General features: G+C 40.1%; 18 protein-coding genes. 10 read left to right on the plus strand and 8 right to left on the minus strand.

Features of this window, described 5'->3' with window-relative positions; all coding sequences use genetic code 11:
* The 5 genes from QZ019_RS04110 to QZ019_RS04130 form a co-directional block, all read left to right on the plus strand.
* Positions 1 to 246 (plus strand): TRAP transporter small permease subunit (locus QZ019_RS04110; RefSeq protein WP_295482536.1); only part of this gene is annotated, 246 nt, incomplete at its 5' end.
* Positions 247 to 257: 11 nt separating this feature from the next.
* The gene (locus QZ019_RS04115) at positions 258 to 1571 is read left to right on the plus strand and encodes a TRAP transporter large permease (RefSeq protein WP_295482539.1); all 1314 of its coding nucleotides are present in this window, start codon (positions 258 to 260) and stop codon (positions 1569 to 1571) included.
* A 141-nt stretch (positions 1572 to 1712) separates the two neighbouring features.
* Entirely contained in the window at positions 1713 to 2507 is a 795-nt protein-coding gene (locus QZ019_RS04120) for a 3-ketoacyl-ACP reductase (protein ID WP_295482542.1), read from the plus strand.
* A gap of 21 nt (positions 2508 to 2528) precedes the next feature.
* A complete protein-coding gene (locus QZ019_RS04125) occupies positions 2529 to 4571 on the plus strand; it encodes an FAD-binding protein (RefSeq protein ID WP_295482545.1) in 2043 nt (680 codons plus the stop codon).
* A gap of 18 nt (positions 4572 to 4589) precedes the next feature.
* Complete coding sequence (locus QZ019_RS04130) at positions 4590 to 5372, plus strand: 3-ketoacyl-ACP reductase (RefSeq protein WP_295482548.1); 783 nt, start codon at positions 4590 to 4592, stop codon at positions 5370 to 5372.
* Between the two features lie 79 nt (positions 5373 to 5451).
* Here the strand turns inward: QZ019_RS04130 and QZ019_RS04135 are convergent, their stop codons facing one another.
* From QZ019_RS04135 to QZ019_RS04145, 3 genes are all read right to left on the minus strand, one after another.
* On the minus strand, positions 5452 to 6153 hold the full coding sequence (locus QZ019_RS04135) for a FadR/GntR family transcriptional regulator (RefSeq protein ID WP_295482550.1): 702 nt from the start codon (positions 6151 to 6153) through the stop codon (positions 5452 to 5454).
* A 66-nt stretch (positions 6154 to 6219) separates the two neighbouring features.
* Positions 6220 to 7113: a sugar phosphate isomerase/epimerase gene (locus QZ019_RS04140; RefSeq protein ID WP_295482553.1), complete on the minus strand. Its 894-nt coding sequence runs from the start codon at positions 7111 to 7113 to the stop codon at positions 6220 to 6222.
* 42 nt (positions 7114 to 7155) lie between these two features.
* Positions 7156 to 8241 carry a Gfo/Idh/MocA family oxidoreductase gene (locus QZ019_RS04145; protein ID WP_295482555.1) on the minus strand — a complete coding sequence of 362 codons (1086 nt, stop codon included), beginning with the start codon at positions 8239 to 8241 and terminating at the stop codon, positions 7156 to 7158.
* A 231-nt stretch (positions 8242 to 8472) separates the two neighbouring features.
* Here QZ019_RS04145 and QZ019_RS04150 point away from each other — a divergent pair, with 231 nt between their 5' ends.
* Positions 8473 to 10146: an AAA family ATPase gene (locus QZ019_RS04150; RefSeq protein ID WP_295482558.1), complete on the plus strand. Its 1674-nt coding sequence runs from the start codon at positions 8473 to 8475 to the stop codon at positions 10144 to 10146.
* A 55-nt stretch (positions 10147 to 10201) separates the two neighbouring features.
* Here the strand turns inward: QZ019_RS04150 and QZ019_RS04155 are convergent, their stop codons facing one another.
* The 4 genes from QZ019_RS04155 to tpiA form a co-directional block, all read right to left on the minus strand.
* Positions 10202 to 14476, minus strand: a complete 4275-nt coding sequence (locus tag QZ019_RS04155) for an acyl-CoA dehydratase activase-related protein (protein WP_295482561.1) — start codon at positions 14474 to 14476, stop codon at positions 10202 to 10204.
* A 576-nt stretch (positions 14477 to 15052) separates the two neighbouring features.
* Positions 15053 to 16078, minus strand: coding sequence for a galactose-1-epimerase (locus tag QZ019_RS04160; RefSeq protein ID WP_295482565.1), 1026 nt, complete (start codon positions 16076 to 16078; stop codon positions 15053 to 15055).
* 114 nt (positions 16079 to 16192) lie between these two features.
* Positions 16193 to 17158 carry a 6-phosphofructokinase gene (pfkA, locus tag QZ019_RS04165; protein WP_295482568.1) on the minus strand — a complete coding sequence of 322 codons (966 nt, stop codon included), beginning with the start codon at positions 17156 to 17158 and terminating at the stop codon, positions 16193 to 16195.
* A 44-nt stretch (positions 17159 to 17202) separates the two neighbouring features.
* On the minus strand, positions 17203 to 17967 hold the full coding sequence (gene tpiA / locus QZ019_RS04170; protein WP_249083741.1) for a triose-phosphate isomerase: 765 nt from the start codon (positions 17965 to 17967) through the stop codon (positions 17203 to 17205).
* 428 nt (positions 17968 to 18395) lie between these two features.
* Here tpiA and thrA point away from each other — a divergent pair, with 428 nt between their 5' ends.
* From thrA to pgsA, 4 genes are all read left to right on the plus strand, one after another.
* Complete coding sequence (thrA, locus tag QZ019_RS04175) at positions 18396 to 20858, plus strand: bifunctional aspartate kinase/homoserine dehydrogenase I (protein WP_295482573.1); 2463 nt, start codon at positions 18396 to 18398, stop codon at positions 20856 to 20858.
* 4 nt (positions 20859 to 20862) lie between these two features.
* Positions 20863 to 21831, plus strand: a complete 969-nt coding sequence (gene thrB / locus QZ019_RS04180; protein ID WP_295482576.1) for a homoserine kinase — start codon at positions 20863 to 20865, stop codon at positions 21829 to 21831.
* Positions 21831 to 23111: a threonine synthase gene (gene thrC, locus QZ019_RS04185; protein ID WP_294566924.1), complete on the plus strand. Its 1281-nt coding sequence runs from the start codon at positions 21831 to 21833 to the stop codon at positions 23109 to 23111. Before thrB ends, thrC begins: the two co-directional genes overlap by 1 nt.
* A 128-nt stretch (positions 23112 to 23239) precedes the next feature.
* A complete protein-coding gene (gene pgsA, locus QZ019_RS04190) occupies positions 23240 to 23857 on the plus strand; it encodes a CDP-diacylglycerol--glycerol-3-phosphate 3-phosphatidyltransferase (protein WP_294566921.1) in 618 nt (205 codons plus the stop codon).
* Between the two features lie 60 nt (positions 23858 to 23917).
* Here pgsA and QZ019_RS04195 read toward each other — a convergent pair whose 3' ends face one another.
* Complete coding sequence (locus tag QZ019_RS04195; RefSeq protein WP_366936833.1) at positions 23918 to 23989, minus strand: TusE/DsrC/DsvC family sulfur relay protein; 72 nt, start codon at positions 23987 to 23989, stop codon at positions 23918 to 23920.
* Positions 23990 to 24007 lie beyond the last annotated feature (18 nt).

The raw sequence follows: 24007 nt of genomic DNA on the forward strand, positions 1-24007 counted from the left end.
AGTTTTAAAGTTTATGTTAGTTTACTTATTTTTATTCTTATAGCTGGTTTTGCTGCTTTTGCCATGATCTATGGCGGAATTAATTTAATTCAAAGAACTCTTATACAACCATCACCTGCTATGCATATTCCGATGGGCTATATATATTCAATCTTGCCTATAAGCGGAGTATTAATTGTGATGTATATAAGTCTTAATATTATTGATCTTTTTGGCGAAGTTAATAAATCTAAATCTGATAAATAAGGTTTAATATTATGGATATTCAAATTGGATTATATTTACTAGCTTTATTTGGAATTATGATCGCTATGGGTGTACCTATTGCAATTGCTATTGCAACATCATCTGTAGCTATTATGTTATCAGTTATGCCTTATAAGGTTGTTGCTATTACCGCAGGACAAAAGCTAGCAACAGGCATAGATAGTTTCAGTTTACTTGCAGTACCATTTTTCGTGTTAGCAGGTAATATAATGAACCAAGGTGGAATAGCTCAGAGATTGGTTCGTTTTGCTTACTTGTTTGTTGGAAGAGTTCCAGGCGCGTTATGTCATGTTAATGTATTATCAAATATGATGTTTGGTTCAGTTTCCGGTTCTGCTGTAGCTGCTGCAGCTGCAGTGGGAAAAACTTTATTGCCTGAAGTAAAAGAAGCAAAAATTGATCTTCCTACAGCAACAGCGATAAATATTGCATCCTGTCCTACTGGAATGCTAATACCGCCATCTAATGGTCTAATTGTATATTCAGTTGTAAGTGGTGGTACTTCTATCGGCGCTTTGTTTTTAGGTGGATATATTCCAGGTATTCTTATGGGACTAGCGTGTATGCTTGTAGGGTATATATTTTTTAAGTTAAATCCCAGTCTTGCAGGAAATACTGTTAAATATAATTATACATTAAAGGAGATGATTAGTATAACTTGGCAGGCAATTCCTAGCTTAAGTTTAATTTTTGTGGTCATAGGAAGTATTATCGCTGGAATTTGTACGGCAACTGAAGCTGCATGTATGGCAGTTTTGTATTCTTTAATATTATCAATAATATATAAATCTATTGATTTGAACTCTTTGAAAAATATTAGTAAGGATACTGTTCTTATTTGCGGTGTGGTGTTGTTTTTAATCGGTGCGTCTACAGTTATGTCGTATATTATGGCTTATGCACATTTACCTCAGCTAATAAGCTCGATTTTATTGGGTATAACAAGTAATGAGATAGCAATTTTGCTAATCATCAATTTGCTCTTATTGGTTGTAGGAATGTTTATGGATATGACGCCAGCAATTTTAATTTTTACTCCGATTTTTTTGCCAGTTGCTACAACCTTAGGAATTGATCCAGTACATTTTGGTATTATCATGACCTTTAATTTATGTATTGGATTGGTCACTCCACCAGTGGGTACTGCTTTATTTGTTGGATGCTCTGTGAGCGGTTGCAAAATAGAAGAAGTAATTAAGCCATTGCTTCCTTTGATTTTTGCGGAAATTATAGTTTTGATGTTGGTTACGTATGTGCCAACACTGTCTCTTGCAATACCTTCATACTTCGGCTTTATTAATTAATTTATATGCCCGGCAGAAAATCTTTGTCGGGTATAGTAGTTAAGAGCTATTTATTGTTTGTAATTAATGCTTTTTTAGCGATGCTCTGAATTTATTGCAATCAATTGTTTTTAATACTTTATATCTCCGATGGAATTTATTATGAAATCTAATAGTTTTTTTCGTCCAGTAGCCTTTGTAACAGGTTCCTCAAGGGGTATCGGATATGAGTGTGCTAAGCAATTAGCCCAAAGGGGGTTTGATTTAGTTATTCATGGACGGTCTTCTGATAAAACCCATAATCTTTTGTTAACTCTTTCAGAAGAAATTAAAAGTTTAGGTGCAGATTGCCTTATTGTTCAGGGCGGTATTGACGATGCTAACTTCAGGAATACGGTATTTGACATTGTACTAAAACATTACGGCCGCCTTGATTGTATGGTAAACAATGCTGGCACGGCATCATTAGTTCGCGGCGACATGCTTGAAATGCAGGAAGATACATATGATCACTGCCAGAATATTAATGCCAAAGGGTTGTTTTTTATGTGTCAAAAAGCTGCAAATATACTTTTGCAGCAAAAAGAAGTCAGTGCTTTCGGTCTGTCGATTGTCAATGTAACTTCTTGCAGCGCGGCTATTTTATCGCCGTCTCGAGCTGACTATTGTGTATCCAAGGCTTCTGCAAGTATGGCGACGCAGATGTGGGCATTACGTCTTGCAGATACTCCGGTAAGAGTTTTTGAAATTCGTCCGGGAATTATTCAAACTGATATGACTTCAGTAGTGCATGATAAGTATACGAATCTTATAAATAACGGTTTGGTTCCACAAAGACGTTGGGGTTATCCTCAGGATGTGGCAAGAGCTGTCGTGACGGCTGCGTGTAATTTATTACCTTACACTGTAGGTCAAATAATTGATGTGGATGGCGGACTTCACATCCGAAATTTCTAAAATCTCATTAGGAAATACTTTATGATAGCTGCTTCGTTATTAAATAGTTTAACTGATATTCAACTATCTAGTTTGTTGAAAACCTTAAGCTTTAAAGAACAAATTAAAGTTAACGGATATTCCATTCCTGTTTATTGTAATGAGGTAATGGTAATCGGTTCCGGTGCTGCCGGTCTTAGGGCGGCGGTAGAACTTGCTCATCGTGACGTGAAAGTTACTGTAGTTACTTCCATGCTGTTTGCCGGGACTTCGGCATGCTCCGGATCCGATAAGCAGACTATTCATACTTGCGCTACTTCAAATCATGGTGACGATGTAATAAATGTTGCCAAGTCGATAGGTGCAGGTGGGGCGATGGATGGTGATTTGGCTTATATTGAAGCAGCTTGTTCTTATCTTGCAATTGACGGATTGCGTACTTACGGTCTTGATTTACCGCAAGATCGCTATGGAGCGATTTTAAGATACAAAACCGATCATGATGAAGCCGGTCGTGCTACCAGTTGCGGACCGAGAACTTCAAGAATGATGGTTAAGGTTTTAACTAAAGAAGCAGAACGTTCCGGAGTTACTTTACTTGACGGATATACCGCTGTAAAACTCATTTGCGATGATAAAAATAATTGTTGTGGGGCAGTGGCATTATCTCGTCTGGAACAAAACGAGGCTAATCCTTTTGGGGTCGTGGTATTACGAACTCATAATCTTATTTTAGCAGGCGGCGGTGCTGGTGAATTGTATAAGGATAGTGTCTATCCTTACGGATGCGTCGGTACTACAGGTCTTGGTATTGAGGCGGGTATTGCCGTCAGCAATATTCAAGAACAGCAGTTTGGCATCGGAACACCAAGAAACGGATCTTTTCCTTGGAATTTGTCAGGCACATATATGCAGGTAATTCCTGATGTATATAGTATTGATGATAAAGGAAATAAAAAGCATTTTTTAAGTGATTATTATCGCAGTACTAAAGAGATTTGCTCCAATATTTTCAGAAAAGGATATCAATGGCCGATACATGCACTGCGTACTTTAAATTATGGATCAAGCCTTTTTGACTTGGCTGTTTTTGAAGAGTTGCGCAAGGGTAATAAGGTTTATCTTGATTTCAGACAGAATTATGAAAATAAAGAGGATCCTTTTTCGTTAGACAATCTTGATGACGATGTTATCAATTATTTGTCAAATGCCAAGGCTTTGCTTGGAAGCCCGATAGAGCGGCTTAGGAAAATGAATCCGCTGGCTATTGAGTTATATAAGCAGAATAACTGGGATATTGAAAAAGTTCCGCTGCCTTTTAGTATCAATCATCAGCACTACAACGGCGGACTTAAAGTAGGTGAATATGCACAGACTTCAATTAAAGGCTGCTACGCAATTGGTGAATCTGCAGGAACTCATGGTGTAACACGACCTGGTGGCGCGGCTTTAAATTCAGGACAGGTTTTTGCGATAAGAGCTGCCGAACATATAAAGCATAACGAATTAAAGAATGACATAAATTTAGGTTTTGAAGAAAAAAACGTAGAGGCTTGTCTTGTATTTTTAAATAAATGTACGGGAAAACAAGCTGTTGCTGTAAATGAAATAAAAGCTTTTGTACAGAATTTAATGTCTGATAAGTGTTCTTTTGTTTGCAGTAAAGACGGTGTTGAATCGGCAAAATCTCAACTTCAAGAGATTCTGGTCAAGGTTAAAACGCTGGGTATATCTCCCAATTACGGTAATTTTGTTAACTCTTTTGAGTGGCTTAATTTGATTTATGAAGCCTGCGCTTTAGCCGAATCCTTAGCTTTTTATATTGAACAAGACGGAGGCAGCCGCGGAGCTCGCATTATCTGCTCGAATAATCCGGATGCGGTACCTCAGGCAGCAGTGAAAGATTTGTCCGCATACGGTTTCCTATACGAAAGGGATAAGCAAAAAGGCGAGATTATTGATTGCTTTAGGCAAGAAGACGGTTTTGTCTGTGCGAAAAGACAAGTAAAGCCTTTGCCTGATTTAGAACACATCTTTTTTGAAAAGGATTGGGAAGATTTCCTTATCGGGAAAATTTTTGAATAAATATAAGAGGTAAAAAATATGGTCAGTTCAAATAAAGTAGCAATAATTACTGGTTCTGCTCGTGGAATAGGTAAGGGCTGTGCTCTTGCATTAGCTGAGGCTGGATATAACATTCTTATTCATGATTATATAGATGAAACCAGTGTTAAAAAATCTGAAGAAACAGTAGAAGAAATTAAAAAATTAGGTGTGGACGCAGTTAATTTTAATTGTGATATTGCCGATTTATCTAAACATAAGGAGTTGTTTCAGGTTGCGCTTAACAGATGGGGACGCGTTGATTGCTTGGTAAGTAATGCCGGAGTGTCGGTAATGCATCGCGGTGACATCCTTGATGTTACTACTGAAAGTTTTGATCGCTGTCTTAAAGTTAATACTCGCGCTACCTTTTTCTTATTGCAAGAATGCGCAAAAGTCTTTATGGCGCAGCCTAAAACAGAAGCAAAAAGAACAATAGTTGTTATTTCTTCTTCTAATGCAGAGATGGTGTCAATAGATCGTAGTGAATATTGCGTATCAAAACGTGCAAATTCCATGGTAGCAAAGTTGTTTGCTCTGCGCTTGATTAAAGAAAGTGTCGCGGTATTTGAAATAAGACCCGGTTTAATCATGACTGAAATGACGGCACCGTCAAAAGCCAAATATGACAAATTGATAGCTGAAGGAATGGTTCCTGAAGGAAGGTGGGGATATCCGAAGGATATAGGTATAACCGTTAGAGCCATGGCAGAAGGATTACTGCCTTATACATGCTCTTTAGCCGTTCCGATTGACGGCGGCATGAGTTTACCGAATTATTAATTTATAATGTAACTAATTATTTTTAGAAAAAAAGGATGCGTTTAAATTTTATGCATCCTTTTGTTTTTAAATTATCTTTTTATTTGTTTTTTATACGATTTATTACATCATCTTTGATTTGATTAATATGAAGCATCATTGCTTTGCTGGCAGCATCTCCATCTTTTTTTAAGATAGCATCTACGATCATTTGATGGGTATCAATTGCTTCTTCAAGCAAAGTACGATTGTTTAGATTAATAATATAATTAATTGCTGCGTAGATAATATCCATTAAATTTGGCATAACATCATTTGAACTGCAATTTGCAATACTTGAATGAAACTCAACGTCAGCAGACTCATGATTGATTCCTTTATGGATCATCTCTTTGATTTTCTCGTGAGCTTTGCAGATTTTGTCAATTTGCTCAGGAGTTGCATGTTCAGCAGCTGTCTTTGCTAAGCTTGGTTCTATTAGTAATCTTATTTCACAAAGGTCAAGACCAAGTTTTAATTTATCTTTATAAAATCTAAAGCCAAAAGGGTCAGGTAAGACACCAGGGTTTTTAGCCACATATGTTCCTAGACCTCTTTTGATTTCTAATATGTTTTGACTAACTAATTGTTTTACCGCTTCTCTTACAGTACTTCTTCCTACACCAAGTAATTTTGCCAGTTCCATTTCAGAAGGAAGAATTGTTTCTTTTTTGAAAGATCCGTTTTGAATTAATTTGATAATAGTTTCTGAAGCTAAATCTGCTTTTGATTTTAAATTGTATGAGCGTAACGAATCAGGCAAAGTACTCGTAAATTGTTCGGCGATTGTATTAGGGTAAAATGAGTCAGTCATATATATGATTACAAATTAGAAAAATGAATAATTACTGATTTTATCATAATTCATTAAAATACTAGAAAGCTGTTTAAATGCTCTATTTATGATTTCTTTTTGCGTAAATATTTTAGGATATTCAGGATTAAACACTTCTGTAGAGATCATTCCTCTATAATTAATCTCTTTTAGAGCATTTAAAAAGTTTAACAGATTGATGGCATCTCCGTCCTCACAAAATGTACGATATCTTTGATCAATTATTTTTTCAGTGCTTGATACTTTTTGACCGTTCATTAAATGAATAGCAAAAATTTGCTTGGCATTGATTTTTTCAAATGAGTAACAGTCAGATCTTTCTTTTAAATAAAGATTATATGAATCAAGCACGAGACCTACATTGTCGTTATTTACTTCATTGATTATTTCACAAGCAAAGTTTGCATCCTGTACAAGACTTCTAGATAGTCCTACAGGTTCAAAGATCCATTTAATGTATGGTTTTGTTTTTGCTAAATATTTTAAGATGCGAACACAGTTTGTTTTGATTTCCTCTTGATTATAATTTTTACAAAGGCTGTCATCATCAAGAAGCGGGGCAACCACAATACATTTGTTAATATTTACAATATGATAGAGATCGTCAATTAAATTTAATATTCTTATATTAATATCATGCTTTTCTTTAATATCTTTTTGACTTAAAAATTCCGGATAAATGTACAATGCATTTAATGCACTGGGTTTTATGTTTGTGTTGTCAAGCAAGCATTTAAGATCTGATATTGAGTGATTTTCAAGATATTTGTTGATGCAGTCAAAACGCAGCTCAATAAGGTCAAATCTTGCTTGCTTGGCAAAAATCACGTCATTTTCAAGATTAAGAAAATCTTTTGTGCAAGCTTCGTTGTAGCAGTATTTTGACATATTTGTTACCTGATAATTTATATATGACAATTAATTAACTAATTAAATATGCTTACTGTGCCAAACCATATCTGGATTTTTAGTTATTGTATAAATGGCTTCACAAACTTCGACGGTTGCTTTTCCCGCGTATCCGTCAGCACATAACGGTTCAATACCTAAAATTGCGTTGACGAAATTTTCGATATGCCGTTGATGGAAATAGATCATGCTGTCAACGCTGTTGAAAAAGTCACTGTCCTCTTTAATTAATTGTTCAAGCGGGGTTTTATCATTCGGAATATGCCATAGATCGGTAACCGGGGGCTCTTCGATTTCCGACATCCCGGCAATGAACATTTGTCCGCCGTCAGTTTGTACGCCAACCGACGCTCCGTTGCTGCCGAAAATATGTACTTTGCCGTACAAGGCAGGATTTTGGCTGTTGCTTGCAAGTAAAGTGGCAAGACCGCCGTTTTTATATTTAATAATGGCGACAGCGCTGTCTTCTACTTCAATATACGGATGATTGAAATTAGCGCTTAATCCGTAAATTGATTCGATTTGACCCATATACCAATTGACCAAATCAATTTGATGGGAAGCCTGTGTCATTAGAACACCGCCGCCTTCACCTTTCCAGGTACCGCGCCAGGGATCGCTTTTGTAATATTCTTCAGATCGCCAGCCTAGCATGGTGACCTCAGCAAGAATAGGTTTGCCGATTTTTCCGGAATCGATGATATCTCTGATACGTTTGCAGGGCAGATAGTTGCGCCTTTGAACCAATGTGCCTAATAGTACGTTATTGTCTTTTGCCGCATTTATCATCGCGTCACATTCTGTAACGCTTGTTGCAAGCGGTTTTTCAACTAATACGTGACAATGAAGATTAGCGCATTTTATAGCAATTTCGGCATGGCTTGGATGCGGTGTACAGATAGTAACGGCATCTAAATGTTCTTTTTCAATCATTTCTTCAGGAGACAGATAACCGTTAATTTTGTATGTTTCACAGAAATTTTGGAGCTTTGCTTCAGAATGATTACATGCAGCAACAAGGCGGCAGTTTAAGAGATTATTGATAGCTTTGGCGTGAAAATGGGCAACTTTGCCGCATCCGATGATACCGATTTTTATAGGTCGCATGAAAGCTCCGTTTAAAAGAAAATTACCGGTTGAATACATGATGAAATTGTCATCTATACAATATAGTTTTGCTAAGTTAGTTGTCACAAAATGCTTTAATATTTCCAGACTATTAAACTAGTTTATGCGACAGCATAGTAAGTAAAGCGGTTTAAAAACAGGTAGAATAGTCCAAGTTACTGAATTCATTTACGAAGAAAGAGTAAAAACTAAAATCTTATTGGGTAAATCATGGTTGATTTGACCAAATTGCCTCTTAGCGTTACTTCTTTTGAGCGCTTTGTTGCTAAGTCTAAAATCTATGTAGATAAAACAGATATTATTGCTTCAATAGCTAAGTATGATAATCCTTTATTCTTATCAAGACCGCGCCGTTTTGGTAAATCAACATTAGTAAGCACCTTCCATGAGCTGTTTGCTAACGGTCTTGAAAAATTTCAGGGACTTAAAATCGTAACTGATGATTTATGGCATGATAAAACTTATAAAGTTATACATCTTGACTTTTCCGGAATAAAAAATGTTTCTGATGCGGCGTCATTTTTAAATAAGCTGTCACAGCTTTTATTCTCAGCATTTAGTCTTGCAGATATAAATTCTACTTTAAATAAAGAAGATCCTATTTCGATGTTTAGAAATTCCGTACAAGTTATGGATAACGGATCTCTAGTTTTGTTAATTGATGAATATGATGCTCCTCTTACGGAAGTAATGTCCGATAAGAATAATTTTGATTTAAAACAAGGAATTCTATCAGAGTTTTTTGCAACGGTAAAAATGTTGTCAAATAAGTTTCGATTTATTTTCATTACCGGAGTAACGCGTTTTTCTAATACTTCAATTTTTTCTGCCTTTAATAATATTGAAGATATAAGTTTTGATTCAGATTACGGAGATGTCGTCGGGTATACGCAAGAAGAATTAGAGTTATATTTTCATGATTATCTGAATAATGCGGTAGAAGTTATTAATAACGATTTGGGAGAAATTAAATACACTTATGAATCGTTGCTTGATGATCTTAAATTAAATTATGACGGCTATTCATTTGATAAGCGCTGTAAGTATCATATATACAATCCATGGTCAATTTTAAACTTTTTAAAAAAGCCTCAGGACGGTTTTGAGCCTTATTGGATGACTACAGGAGGGGCAAAACCTACATTACTTATCAATTACTTGGATACTTTTGTTAGTAAAAATATTCGAAAGAATGAACTTGTTGATTATTTAAATCTTGATTTTACTCAGGTTACCAGTATTGAAGAGTTATCTCCTAATATTACCAGTATTGTAGATTGCAATTTTCCGTTGTTTGCTGTTTTGTATCAAGCCGGTTACTTCACAATAAAAGACACCGGAAGCAATTATCTTGAAGTAGGACTGCCTAATCTTGAGGTTAAAAAAGCTTTTGCGGAAATTATTTTAAATAAATTAACTTCTAAATCTACGGCCCAAATAAGTGCTTTTTATGGCAATAAAATTAAGAAAGCTTTAATTGAACATGATTTTTCGTCTTTAAAAGATGAGCTTAATAAGATATTGAATGAATTTTCTTATGAAAGCGTCAGTTCTTTTAAAGAATATGCATTTAGGGACATATATAAAGTTATATTACAAATTATCGGGTACAACACCTATACGGAATATCAAACAGCATTAGGTCGCAGCGATTTATGTTTTGAGGATGATAAAGATCTTTATATATGTGAGTTTAAAGTTATAAGAAAGGCGGATAAAGTTCAAAATAAAATTGACGAAGCCAAAGATCAGATAAGGGAAAAGAAGTACGCTTTAAGGATTACCGATAAAAAAGTGACGACTTTTGTAGTGATAATCGTTAATGAAAATAAGAGCGAAACAAGCGCTGCTTTTAGAGAGGTTGCGGCGATAGAAACAGTGTAATGTATGAAAGTAAACGACCTTACCGAAATTTTCTTCGGCAAGGTCTTAACGATAGTTAAACTTTCTTGAAGTTTATCGTTTCTTTATTTACCGCTTCAATCTCTTTTGCTTGAGTCAAGAAGAGTTTTAAGCGATTGGAGACGTTTGATTGGGCGGTGCCGGCTTCAAAGTCGATGCTGCATAAGTTGGCGGTAGCGTATTTGTCGCGGACGGCGCGCATTACACCTTTGCCGGTTACGTGGTTTGGCAGGCAGGCAAAAGGTTGTACGCAGAGAACGTTATTTATGCCGTGTTCGATAAAGTCAACCATTTCTGCAGTCAAAAGCCATCCTTCACCGGCTTGCTGTCCGATGCTGACAAGACCTTCGATAGCCTGCTTATATTCATTAAACGGCGTTAAATTCTCAAAATGAGAATCGCTTAATGCTTTCATAATAATGTTGCGCATGCGGTTAAAGCGCGAGGATATGATCCAAGAGCCGAGAGCTTTAACGCGCGATCCTCTAAGATGGCGAGCTTGGTAGATGTTGTCGTTGAAACAGTAAAGCACGAAGCTTGAAATATCGCCTAAGACAGGTTCAGCGCCTTCATCAATGATCTTCTGCATCAGATCAAGATTTGCTTTGGGGTGATATTTAAGCAGAATTTCACCGACGATACCGACACGGGGACGCTTTTCATCACGCAGCTTAATTGAAGCAAAGCGTTTGATAATAGCACGTACGGTCTTGGTGAATACATGTTTTTTCTTGCTCTTTACGGCAAGCAGACAATCATGAGTGCAGCTCTTTAGTGCGGCATCACTGTCACCTTTGTTGATTTCATAGGTTTTGCAGTAGAAGTAAAGCTTTTGAATGAGATCGCCGTACAACACTGCACGCAGTAATTTGCTTAATCCTTTAAGACCGAGCTTTAAGCGTAATGCGTCAGAATCTATATTGGAGCTTGATAAGGTGACGATAGGTACACTCTTATATCCTAAGTCGTCAAGAGCCCATTTAAGCAGCGCCGGATAATTGGTGGCACGGCACGGTCCGCAGGTTTGCGACAATAAGAAGGCGGTGCTTCTGCTGTCAAGTTTTCCTGAGACCAAGGATTCAATTAATTGGCCGATAACGACAATTGCCGGATAGCAGGCATCGTTATTGACGTACTTAAGACCAAGCTCAATAGCTTTATCCGATACTTCAGGCAACAGTTTGACTCGATAGCCTAAAGAGGCCAGAGCTTCCGTCAAAATCGGGAAATGAATAGGTGCCATTTGCGGAACGTAGAGAGTTCTCGGGAACGGCAGATTATTATTCATGAAATTGAAGTTTTGCAGTGACGGTTCGTTGTCTTCTTCAATTTCCGGCTCTTCAGGAGCATTGCCAACGGCGCATAAGAGAGACTTTAAGCGGATCTTGGCAGCACCTAGAGTATCGCCTTCATCAATCTTTAGCATCGTGTAGATGCGATCGTTCTTTTCAAGCTGTTTTTTAATTTGCTCTGAAGTAATGGCGTCAATTCCGCAGCCGAAGCTTACAAGCTGCACAAGCTCTGCGTGCGGATTTTCGATAACTACTTGGGCCGCACGATAAAGTCTTGAGTGGAAGGCCCATTGATTGATGACATCAAGCTTTACTTTACGGGTCGCCAAATGACAGATTGCATCTTCAGTGACGATAGCCGCCCCCATGGAGTCGATTAAAGCCGGAATACCGTGGTTGATGTGCGGATCGATATGATAAGGACGTCCTGCAAGAACTATAAGGGTTTGACCTTTTTTCTTCGCTTCATAGAAGATCTTTTCACCTTCTTGGCGCAGCTCGTTGCGATATTCGTCAAGAGTTTCGCGGGCTTTTCTTATTGCCTGCTTGATTTCATGACGCGGTATTTCCGGGAAGCACTCTAAAATAGCTTTTAATACCGTGCTGTCCTTGGTGAGATTTAAGAACGGCGTGAAGATTTTAAGTCCCGGGTATTGCTTAATGACGTTAAGGCGCAGCGCTTCAGGATAACCGGCAACTACCGGGCAGGCGTAGGTATCGACGCTTTCTTCAAATACTTTGCCTTCGCGCGGAATGCAGGGCAGGAAGATATTTTTAATGCCCAAAGAAGCAAGGTACACGACATGGCCGTGAGTAAGTTTAGCCGGATAACACAAGCTTTGGGACGGAATCGTGAGATTGCCAAGCTCCGCAATTTGCTTAGAGCTTGCAGGAGATATCTCGACTTTGAATTTAAGTTCGGTAAATAAGCGGTGCCAATACGGATAATGCTCGTAAATATTAAGCACGCGCGGAATTCCGATAACGCCGCGGACGGCTTTGTCATCAGAAAGAATCTCACGGGAGAAAAGTTTTTTAAGCTTCCAGTCGATAAAAGCGCTTTCTTTAACTTTATTGCCGCCGCGTTTTGCAAAGTCGCAGCGGTTGCCTTGAATCAGCTTCTGACCTGATTTAAAAGTATTCATGGTCAAAAGGCAATGATTGTTGCAGCCTTTGCAGCGGAACTGTCTGGTGGTTACACCGTCAAGACTTAAAACTTCATCGGTAAGATTAAGCTCTTTGGTATCGGCGTTGGTGCGATCTTTTGCCAAAAGTGCCGCGCCGAATGCGCCCATGAGTCCTGCAATATTGGGACGGATGACATTCTTGCCGACGAGCATTTCAAAAGCGCGCAAAATAGCGTCATTTAAGAAAGTACCGCCTTGTACGACGACATGATCGCCAAGCTCTGAAGGATCGTGAATGCGTAAAACTTTATATAAGGCGTTGCGGACGATGGAAAGGCACAAACCTGAGGCGATATCTTCAATTTTAACGTTGTCGCGCTGGGCCTGTTTTACTTTGGAGTTCATAAACACGGTACAGCGGGTGCCTAAATCACAAGGGGACTTAGATGATATTGCCTTGTTTACGAAGTCTTCAAGTTTTAAATTCAGCTGATTGGCAAATGTTTCGATAAAAGAGCCGCAGCCTGATGAACAAGCCTCGTTAAGCTGCATGCCTTTGATAACGCCGTTTTTGACTTTGATGCATTTCATGTCCTGACCGCCGATGTCAATGACATAGGAGGTTTCAGGATCAAAAGCGTAGGCGGCTTTTTGATGGGACAGTGTTTCTACTTCACTAAATTGGGCATTTAATGCCGCTTTTGCCAAATCTGCGCCGTATCCTGTTGTGCAGATGGAACGGATTTTGGCTCCCTGCGGTAATTTTTTTAACAGATCTTTAATCTTGGGCAGCAGGCGCTTTAAAGGTTCGCCTTGGTTGTTGGCGTAAAAGCTGTCAACCATGCGGCAGTTTGAATCGATTAATACCGATTTAATGGTTGTAGAACCTAAATCAATTCCTAAGAAAAGATCGCCAGACGCTTCGCTTAGCGGCAGCTCTTCAATTCTTTCTTTATCGTGTCTTTCTTTAAAGGCTTTAATCTCTTCTTCATTATTGAAAAGAGCCGGGAAAGGAACGGTCTGAGTTTTAAAATCAGCCGTATTTAAATCGGTAATGATGTCAGCTAAATTGACGCTTTGCGGTTTTTCTTTTAAAAGAGGATCGTTGATTTCGTTGATTAAAGCTAAAGCCGATCCTTTGGCTATGGCGTACTGAGAGTCTTCAACTTCAAGGAATTTGGTGTTTTTATCCGTAAGTTTATCTTTAAAAGATTCTTTTAGTTCGCTTAAGAAGGTAAGAGGTCCGCCTAAGAAGCAGACATTGCCGCTTATGGCGCGGCCGCAAGCAAGTCCGCCGATAGCCTGTTCACAGACGGCATCAAATACTGATTTAGCAATATCTTCACGGCTTACGCCCTGATTTAACAGCGCAACCAGATCGGTTTTGGCAAATACGCCGCAGCGTGAGGCTATCGGATAAATTTTCTGAGCTTTTTTGGCAAGTTCATTAACGCCTGCGGCATCAGTATTAAGCAGGGTTGCCATTTGATCGATAAAAGCTCCGGTACCGCCGGCACAGGCTTCGTTCATGCGCAGCTCTACGCCGTTAGTCAGGAAAATGATTTTTCCGTCTTCACCGCCTAACTCTACAGCAGTGTCTGCAGGCTCCGGCAAAGATTTTAAAAAAGCGGTAGCGGCAATAACTTCCTGGATAAATGTTACTTTAAGGTGCTGTGCAAGGTAGAGCGCTGAAGAGCCCGTCAGATTGATATAAACTGCGGTTAAATTGAATTTATCATTTAAAGATTTAAGACAATTCTGTAATACCGGAATAACAGCGCTTTGATGTCTAAGATAGTCTTTTGCGAGGACTTTTTTACTGTCATCTAACAGAACATATTTAACAGTTGTCGAACCAAGATCAATTCCTAAAAAGTAAGAGGTCTGTGCCATAGTTTTATTTTTATAAACCGAATTATTGTTATTGGTTAATTTTTAAAAATTTTTCAAAAGATTAATTTAACTTAATTCTTCATTTTTTTCTTGTTTGTTTGTTAAAAAATTGTCACAACTCACAAAGAAGAATTTAATTAAAAGTTTACGAGCCTGTTTTTTGAAAAACAAAGATAATTTTTCTCAAAAAAATCATGAAAACAGGTAATAATTTGAAATTTTGTAAAAAAAAATTAAAAATCAGGTATAAATGCGCATTTATTAAATATTTGCGCGTTATCACAAGTTTTGTGTAAAGATTTTTGTTTATTTGTGATTTTTTGAAAAAACTTGTTTTCTGTTACAGAACCATAGGTAAAAGCGGTATACATGTCGGGACGTTTTTAGTGCTTTTTTAGGTGGTGATTTGCATACTTTTTTTGAGGTGTCTTTAGACAATCTAAAACCCTTTTTAGGAAATTTTCGGTTGTTCGGTCTATTTTTTGATGTAATTCGTTAATTAATAATAGATTTATAGGCAGATTTTAGTAGTGTGAAGAAACTCCGGGATGCAAAAAGCATCCCGAAGATAACGGATTAATTAGCGGTAAATTTATAGCAGATGGTGTGATCAAGCGGTGCATCAGGTCCGACTAAAGGATTTTTTGAGGCATATTGTGGCAAATGCGGAGCATCAGGATAATATTCAGGCTCAAGGCACAGACCGGATTGATTAGGATACGGTTTACCGTCGTCACGGGCGATGATCGGATCGCCTGCGTGGATATAATTGCCGGTATAGAACTGAGTTGCCGGATAATCGGTTGCTACGCTTAAGGTTAATTTACCGTCATCTGACGTTACTTTAGCAAAAGGAGTAGAAAGATCGCCGTCAATAAGATACGGATGATCGTAACCGCGGCTTGCAATCATCTGTGCGTCATTCATAAAATCAAGACCGACCTTTTTGGCGGTGTTGAAATCAAAAGCAGAACCTTTGATATCGCGGATTTCGCCGGTCGGGATTGAATCTTCATCAAGGACTAAGATCTTGTCTGACTTGATTTCCACGGTATGGTTCAAGATTGAACTGTTATAACCGTTTAAGTTGAAATAAGCGTGATTGGTGATGCAGGACGGGCATTGTGCGTCACATTTGCCTAAATAGTGAACGCTAAGGGAATTATCATCATTTAAAGTATAAGTAACGGTCAAATCATAATTGCCCGGGAATCCCATGTCTCCGTCAGGAGAGTGAAGCTGCATGGTAAGAGAATTTTCTCCTACGTCGATAAAGGTAAAACGGCGCTTGTCAAAGCCGTCAATGCCGCCGTGCAGACAATGCTTGTCATTTGAGCTTAAAACATAATGTTTACCGTTAACGTCAAAAGAAGAGTGGGCAACGCGATTTGCATAACGGCCGATAGTGGCATTGAAATAGCAGCTCTGGGTTGACCATTTTTCAGGATCTTTAACGCCGAGCAATACTTCACGCGGCTCCTTTTCGCCGGGAACTGGTACTTTGATGGATAAAATGGTAGCACCCCAGTCCATTACGGTGACTTTCATTCCGGCAGGATTGGAAATAGTATGGATGACAGGTTTTAAAGAATATTGAGACATGATGAATTCCTTATGATTGAATTTTTAGACAGCTAAGTTTCGGCTCTTTTCATTGCTTTAAGCTGTTTCTTAAACAAAAGGCACCTTTTACGGTGCCTTCTTTTAAGTTTGTTGTTATCTTAAAGCGTATGCCAAATCGTACATTTCGCTTCTGAACTGATGCTTCATGGTATTGAGGCATTCGATAATATCGTAGTGCACGAGTGCTCCGCGCATGATACCGATGCAGCGGCCTGATTGTCCTTGATGCAGAAGCTGTACTGCATAAGCACCCATACGGCTTGCCAGTACGCGGTCGGCAGCTGAAGGAGTACCTCCGCGCTGAATATGACCTAATACGGTGGCACGTGTCTCAAGACCGGTTCTGGCTTCAAGCTCGCTTGCCATCTGATGGACGTCGGTCTGATTTTCACAAACGACGATAATGGCGTGACGTTTGCCGCCGGCAATACCTTCTTCAATTTGGCGATATACGGTTTCTTTATCCCACGGCTTTTCAGGGACCAAGACGGCCTCAACGCCACAGGCAATAGCTGCGGACATGGCAAGGTCACCGCAGTGACGACCCATGACTTCAACAACAGCAATACGCTTATGTGAAGAGCAGGTATCACGCAGACGGTCGATGCAGTTTACTGCGGTATCAAGCGCGGTATCAAAACCGATGGTGGTATAGGTACCGGCGATATCATTATCGATAGTACCCGGAAGACCGATGCAAGGATAGCCCATCTCGGACAAGAGTTTAGCTCCCATGTAAGAACCGTCACCGCCGATAACTACCAAAGCATCAATACCGTGATCTTTCATCACTTCGATGCATTCGGCGCGTACGCTTTCGATTTTGAATGCAGGAAAACGTGCTGTACCTAGGAAAGTGCCGCCGCGATTTAAGATATCGGATACGGAGGTACGATTGAGCTCAATGATATTTCCTTCATGCAAGCCTAAATAACCGTCTCTTACGCCGCATACCTGATAGCCTAAATCAAGTCCGGTACGAACGACGGCTCGAATTGCCGCATTCATTCCCGGCGAGTCGCCGCCGGAAGTCAAAACACCGATCTTTTTTATTGCCATTTAATGTGTCCTTTAATTATTTAATCTTAATGCTATTAAGCAAATTAAGCATTAGCTTCAGCCGCTTCGATGATTGCGGTGAAATCAGGGGCTTTAAGAGAAGCGCCGCCGACTAAGCCGCCGTCGATATCAGGCTGCTTGAAGAGATCGGGAGCGGTTTTGGCATTGCATGAACCGCCGTAAAGAATACGAACGCCGGCTGCTACATCGGCATCAAATGATGCAAGATAGGCACGGATGTCAGCGTGAACTTTTTCAGCAATTTCCGGGGTAGCGGTTTTGCCGGTACCGATTGCCCAAATCGGCTCGTAAGCAATAACTGCGTTCTTGAATGATTCGATGCCGCACAAATCGATAACGGCTTTAAGTTCGGCACGGACAATGTCCATAGTGCGGCCGGCATCAAATTCAGCTTCTGATTCGCCGACGCAAAGCACCGGAATAAGGCCGTTTTCCTGCGCTGCCTTATATTTTGCAGCAACGCATTCGTTTGACTCTTTATGATATTCACGACGCTCGGAGTGTCCTACGATTGCATAGGTGCAGCCGAATTCACGAAGCATGGTCGGGGAGTTTTCACCGGTGAAGGCACCTTTGGTGTGGACGTCGCAATCCTCTGAACCCCACTGTAATTTTGATCCGGAAGCAAGATCTTCAACCATTCCGATGAATACGGCCGGAGCGCAAACGGCAACATCTACTTTGGCTGCGGCTTTATCGGCCGGGGCTTTGAGAGCATTTACCAATGCGGTGACAGATTCTTTAGTTCCGTTGAGTTTCCAGTTGCCCATTACAAGAGGTTTTCTCATGATTGATCGTCCTCATTAAAAATAATTAAAAACTAAGGTTATGCAGATATTAGCTCATCTCAATAAGCTTAATCAAGTTTGCAAGATGTGAGAATATTCCGCATTCATCCTAACTTAACTTAGATTTATTTTACATCTTTTAAAAGGATATATGTAAACGTTTTCACAAATTAATCTCATATTTATGAGCTTTAAGTATGAGTGTTAAATTTATGAAAAGAACTAATTGGCTGAAATAGTAGATTAAAGTGGCAAATTTTACCGGGAAAACAAAAAAGCATAATTAAAGAATACGGAAAAATATTTCTTTCTTTTTAAAAATAGGTGTCTTTTTTGGTGCAATCCGTTTGACAAAGGGGCTTGCTACAGTAAAAATGGTGTATTTACATAACATAATAGTGATTGATGTTTAAATAACAGGAGCATTTATGCGCGTTCTTAAGTTCGGCGGTACTTCAGTAGCGAATGCCGAGCGCTTTTTAAATGTTGCGGACATTGCAGCAAATACGGCAAAACAGACTGAAACGGCTTTAGTATTGTCAGCTCCTGCCAAAATTACTAACCTTTTGGTCGCCTTGGTCAAAAGTGCTGTAAGCGGCAAGGACGGACAGGAAGAATTTCTCGCGATCCGTAATATTATCGAGCCCCTTATCGCATCTTTAAAGAAAGATTATCCTGATTTAAATCAAGATTACTTATTAAATGAATTTAACACTACGTTAGATCTTATAAATAGAAGAGTTCACGGTATTGCATTATTAGGACAGTGCCCGGAGCTGGTTGAGGCATTTATCGAAAGCCGCGGCGAGAGTTTTTCCATTGCGATTATGGCTGAACTGTTGCGCGTGCGCGGACATAAGGTCAGAGTTATTGATCCTGTAGCCGTGCTCGTAGCCGAAGGCGGCATTATGGAGTCTTCGGTAAATATTGATTTATCGCGACAAAGATATCAAATGCTGCCGAAGATTGAGGGCGCCATTACTTTGATGGCAGGTTTTTGCGGCGGTAATCAAAAGGGTGAACTCGTTCTTTTAGGCAGAAACGGATCAGACTACTCTGCCGCATGTCTTGCTGCAATATCTAATGCGCAATGCTGTGAGATTTGGACGGATGTGGACGGCGTATACAGCTGCGATCCGCGTGCGGTGCCTGATGCCGTACTGCTTAGAAGAATGTCTTATAAAGAGGCGATGGAACTTTCCTATTTCGGTGCCAAGGTATTGCATCCGCGTACTATTGCCCCGATAGCAAGATTCCATATCCCGTGCCTTATTAAAAACACCATGAATCCTCAGGGAGAAGGCACTTTAATTGCTGAAGAAACTGATCGCTCTATGCCGATTAAAGGTATTTCCGATTTGAAGAACGTTTCTTTGGTTAACGTATCGGGTCCTGGCATGAAGGGTATGGTCGGCATGGCCGGAAGATTGTTTACCGCTGTCTCTCAGGCTCAGGTTTCATTAGTGCTTATCACTCAGTCATCGTCAGAGTACTCCATTTCTTTTTGTATCCATACTCAGGACGTGATGCGTACAAGACGCGCCATTGAAGATGAATTTGCTCTTGAACTTCATGAAGGTCTTTTAGATCCGGTTGAGATTGTCGACAAGTGCGCGGTTATTTCCGTCGTCGGTGACGGCATGAAGACGCTTAGGGGAATTTCCGGTAAGTTCTTCAGAGCTCTTGCTCAGGCTAATATCAATGTAAGGGCGATAGCTCAAGGCTCGTCCGAACGTTCAATATCTGCAGTAATCAGGGAGTCAAAGGCTGCAGAGGCTGTTTCCGTTTGCCATATGAACTTCTTTAATTCACGTCAGATTTTGGATCTGGTGGTTGTGGGCGTAGGCGGCGTAGGCGGTGCTTTGCTTTCACAGGTCAAAAAGCAGTGTCAGGAACTGCTTGACGATCACGGTATTGAAATAAGAGTTGTCGGAATCGCTAATTCAAGACACTTTATTACTAACGCAAGCGGAATAAATCTTGATAATTATCTTGAAGAATTGAAGTCTTCAAACAGCAAGCCTTTTTCAATTGCCGAGGCAAAATCGCTTATTGAGGATTCTCATTTAGTCAATCCTGTTTTTGTTGATTGTACTTCGGATGAAAGAATCGCTTTATCTTATATAGAGCTAATGCAGATAGGCTATCATGTGGTGACCCCGAATAAGAAAGCCAATACCGGTACTTATGATTATTATGAAGGTTTAAGGCATACGGCACGGCTTTGTCATCGCAAGTTCCTGTATGAGGCTAATGTCGGTGCCGGATTGCCGGTTATCGGAACATTGCAGAATCTGCTTGCGGCAGGCGATAGCCTGATTGAATTTTCCGGCATTATGTCAGGAACACTATCTTATATTTTCGGTTTGGTCGAAGACGGTATGTCGTTATCCGAGGCGACCAAAGATGCTTATGAAAAAGGATTCAGCGAGCCTAATCCCCGTGACGACCTTGAAGGCATGGATGTAGGCAGAAAACTGCTTATTCTGGCCCGTGAGTGCGGCTGTGATTTAGAACTGTCGGATGTGGAAATAGAAAGCGTCGTTCCGCAAAATTTCTTGCAAGGATCAAATGCTAAAGAGGTTCTTGAAAGTCTTAAAGGGGCTGATAAGATTTTTGAGGAGCGCGTGAAAGAAGCCAAGCGTGACGGTAAAGTGCTGCGCTATGTCGCAACCATTAAAAACGGAAAATGCACTTGTAAGGTAGAGGCGGTAGGACCGCAGAATCCATTGTTTAAGGTTCGCGGCGGTGAAAACGCTTTGGCCTTTACATCCGCTTATTATCAGCCGATTCCTTTGGTTATTCGCGGTTATGGCGCAGGAACCGCCGTAACTGCAGCGGGTGTGTTCTCGGATATTCTGCGCCTGCAGAACTGGACTCGTGAGGGTTGATTTTATGACTAAGGCATATAGGGCTTATGCTCCTGCATCAGCGGCTAATTTGTCCGTGGGCTTTGATTTGCTCGGTGCTGCTTTAAGGCCGATTTCAGGACAGCCATTGGGTGATTTTGTTACCGTAAGTGAAAACCCTGCCTGTAACGGATGTCAGGTAACCACTAAGGGTAAATTCGTTCATAAATTGCCCTCTGATCCTAGAAAAAATATTGTTTTTGATGCATATGTCGCATATAAAAAAGCTCTTGAGGCTCAAGGTAAAAAAGCGCTGAATTTATCCATCGTGCTTGAAAAGAACCTTCCTGTTTGCTCGGGACTTGGTTCAAGCGCGGCATCCGTCGTGGCTGCCGTTGTGGCGCTTGACGCCATTCACGGCAATGCTTTGGGGGAAGACGGCAAAATTAAATTAATGGGAGAGCTTGAAGGAAAAATTTCAGGTTCGATTCATTATGATAATGTCGCTCCGTGTTACTACGGCGGTCTACAGCTTATAATCGGAGAGCACGGCGTAATAAGCCAAAGCCTTGAGCCTTTTAAAAACTGGTATTGGGTGTCATGTTTCCCCGGAATAAAAGTTTCTACCGCAGCAGCTCGTTCCATATTACCGGCTCAGTATCGCAGGCAGGATGTAATAACTTACGGCAGACATCTGGCAACTTTTGTCCACGCCTGTCATGCGCATAATGAAAAATTGGCGGCAGCCTGTCTTGTTGATGTCATTGCCGAGCCTTATCGTGCACAATTGATTCCGGGTTTTGATTTGGCAAGAAGTTACGGTGCTGCTTTGGGAGCTTTGGCAACCGGAATTTCCGGTTCGGGCTCTTCGATTTTTTCAATTTTTACCGATAAAGATGATGCTTTTGAAATGAAGGAATGGCTTGAGCGCAATTTCATTGCCAATGAAGACGGTTTTGCTCATGTCTGCTTTATTGACGAAAAGGGATCAACAGTGGAAGAGGTTGAGATTTAATGGAATTATTTAACTTAAAAGATAAAAGCGAACAGGTGGACTTTGCGACTGCTGTAAAACGCGGTATCGGTTCTAATCAAGGTTTGTTTTTCCCCGATGAAATCAAACCGCTTGAAAATATTGATAAATTGCTTGAAATGCCGCTTGTAGAACGCTCTCAGGTGATATTAAGACATTTAATCGGCAATGAAGTTCCGGAACTTGAAAGTATTATCGCCGATGCTTTTACTTTTAAAGCTCCGCTTGTTAAAGCCGACGATCGCATTTATGCGCTTGAGCTCTTCCACGGTCCCACTTTGGCTTTTAAAGATTTCGGCGCTCGTTTTATGGCCCGTGTCCTGTCAGCGGTACGCGGTAATAAGCATTTGACGATTCTGACCGCAACCTCAGGTGATACCGGAGCTGCCGTCGCCGACGCATTTTTTAAGCAGCAAGGCATTGACGTCGTAGTTTTGTATCCGAAGGGAAAAATTTCCGATCTTCAGGAAAAACTAATCGCAACTTTGGGCGGAAATATCCGCGCCGTGCAGATTAACGGAACGTTTGATGAATGCCAGGACTTAGTGAAAAAAGCTTTTGATGATGCTGATTTTAAAGAAAAAGTAGGTCTTAATTCAGCGAACTCCATTAATATCAGCAGACTTCTTGCTCAAGTTTGTTATTATTTTGAGGCTGCCTCACAGCTGTCTTCACAAGAGCGTAAAAAACTCGTTTTCTCGGTTCCGTGCGGCAATTTCGGTAATATCACTGCAGGTCTTATTGCTAAGGCATTGGGGCTTAAATGCCGTTTCGTGATTTCCTGTAACGCTAATGATACCGTACCCCGCTATCTTAAAAGCGGCAAGTGGGACCCTCATGCCACGATCCCGACACTGTCAAATGCCATGGATATTTCACGTCCTAACAATTGGCCGCGTGTTGAAGCTTTATGCAAAATGGAGCACTGGGATCTTGCCTCGTTTGATTACGGCTCTTTAAATGATGAAGAAACCATGGATGCCATGCGTGAGCTGCATAATAAGACCGGATACGTGTTAGAGCCTCATGCGGCAATCGCCTGGAAAGTTCTGTCTTCTCATTTAAAAGAAGATGAAATCGGTATTTTCTTGGGGACGGCACATCCTGCTAAATTTAAAGCTGATGTTGATAAGGTTTTGGATATTGATGTGTCTTTGCCTGAGGCTCTTGAGAAACGTAAAAATTTAGATAGTAAGTCGGTTACTTTGGATCCTGATTACTCTAAACTTAAAAATTACGTTTTAAAAGAACTCAATCTTTAAATCATTAGTAAATACAAAAGGTAAGCTATAGCTTACCTTTTGTGATCGACCGGTCAAGATTTTAGTTATCGGCTATGTCTATTGGCTGCAAAAAAGTATAATATTAGGATAAAGAAAAAAGGTTCTATATGTTAAATCTTCCTAATATACTTACCCTGTTGCGTGTGGTCATGATCCCTGTGTTCGTGGCTTTATTTTATTATCCGACCCCCAGATCCAATATGATTGCGGCATTTGTGTTCGTGCTCGCCGCGTTAACTGATTTGTTGGACGGCTATTTAGCAAGAAAGCTTAAGCAAACTACAAAATTCGGTGCCTTTTTAGATCCTGTCGCCGATAAAATCATGGTGTGCACGGCTTTAGTGTTAATCGTTGAATATTATTCAGTTCACGGTCGTGATTTTATAACTGATTTTAGTTTTAATCTTTTAATTTCGATTCCGGCAATCGTTATTATTTCTCGTGAAATTTTAGTTTCTGCTTTGCGCGAGTGGATGGCGGAAATAGGTAAGCGTGCCGTAGTGGCCGTGGGTAAAATCGGTAAATGGAAAACCACGATTCAAATGATCGCTATAGCAGGTCTTATCTGGCGCCATAACAATATAATGATTTATTTGGCAACCGCTTTATTAATTGTTGCTACCGTTTTAACTATTTGGTCGATGATCGTGTACTTAAAAGCCGGCATCAGCAATATGCTGGAGCCCATTGAACCTTCCAAACCTGCGATTTTACGTAATAAGTAAAAATTTAGTGCTCTTTAAAAAACTAAAGAGCACCTTTCTTTTCCTATAATTCATTTTTTCTCAGATGCACTTTACCGGTTTAGGAAGTCCCGCAAGTTTTGCTGCCGTTTTGGCAGCCCCGTCGGGAAACAGACGGGCAAGTGCTACAGA

Origin of the sequence: uncultured Succinatimonas sp. (genome assembly GCF_905203285.1) — a bacterium.
In the GTDB taxonomy this organism is placed as follows: Bacteria; Pseudomonadota; Gammaproteobacteria; order Enterobacterales; family Succinivibrionaceae; genus Succinatimonas.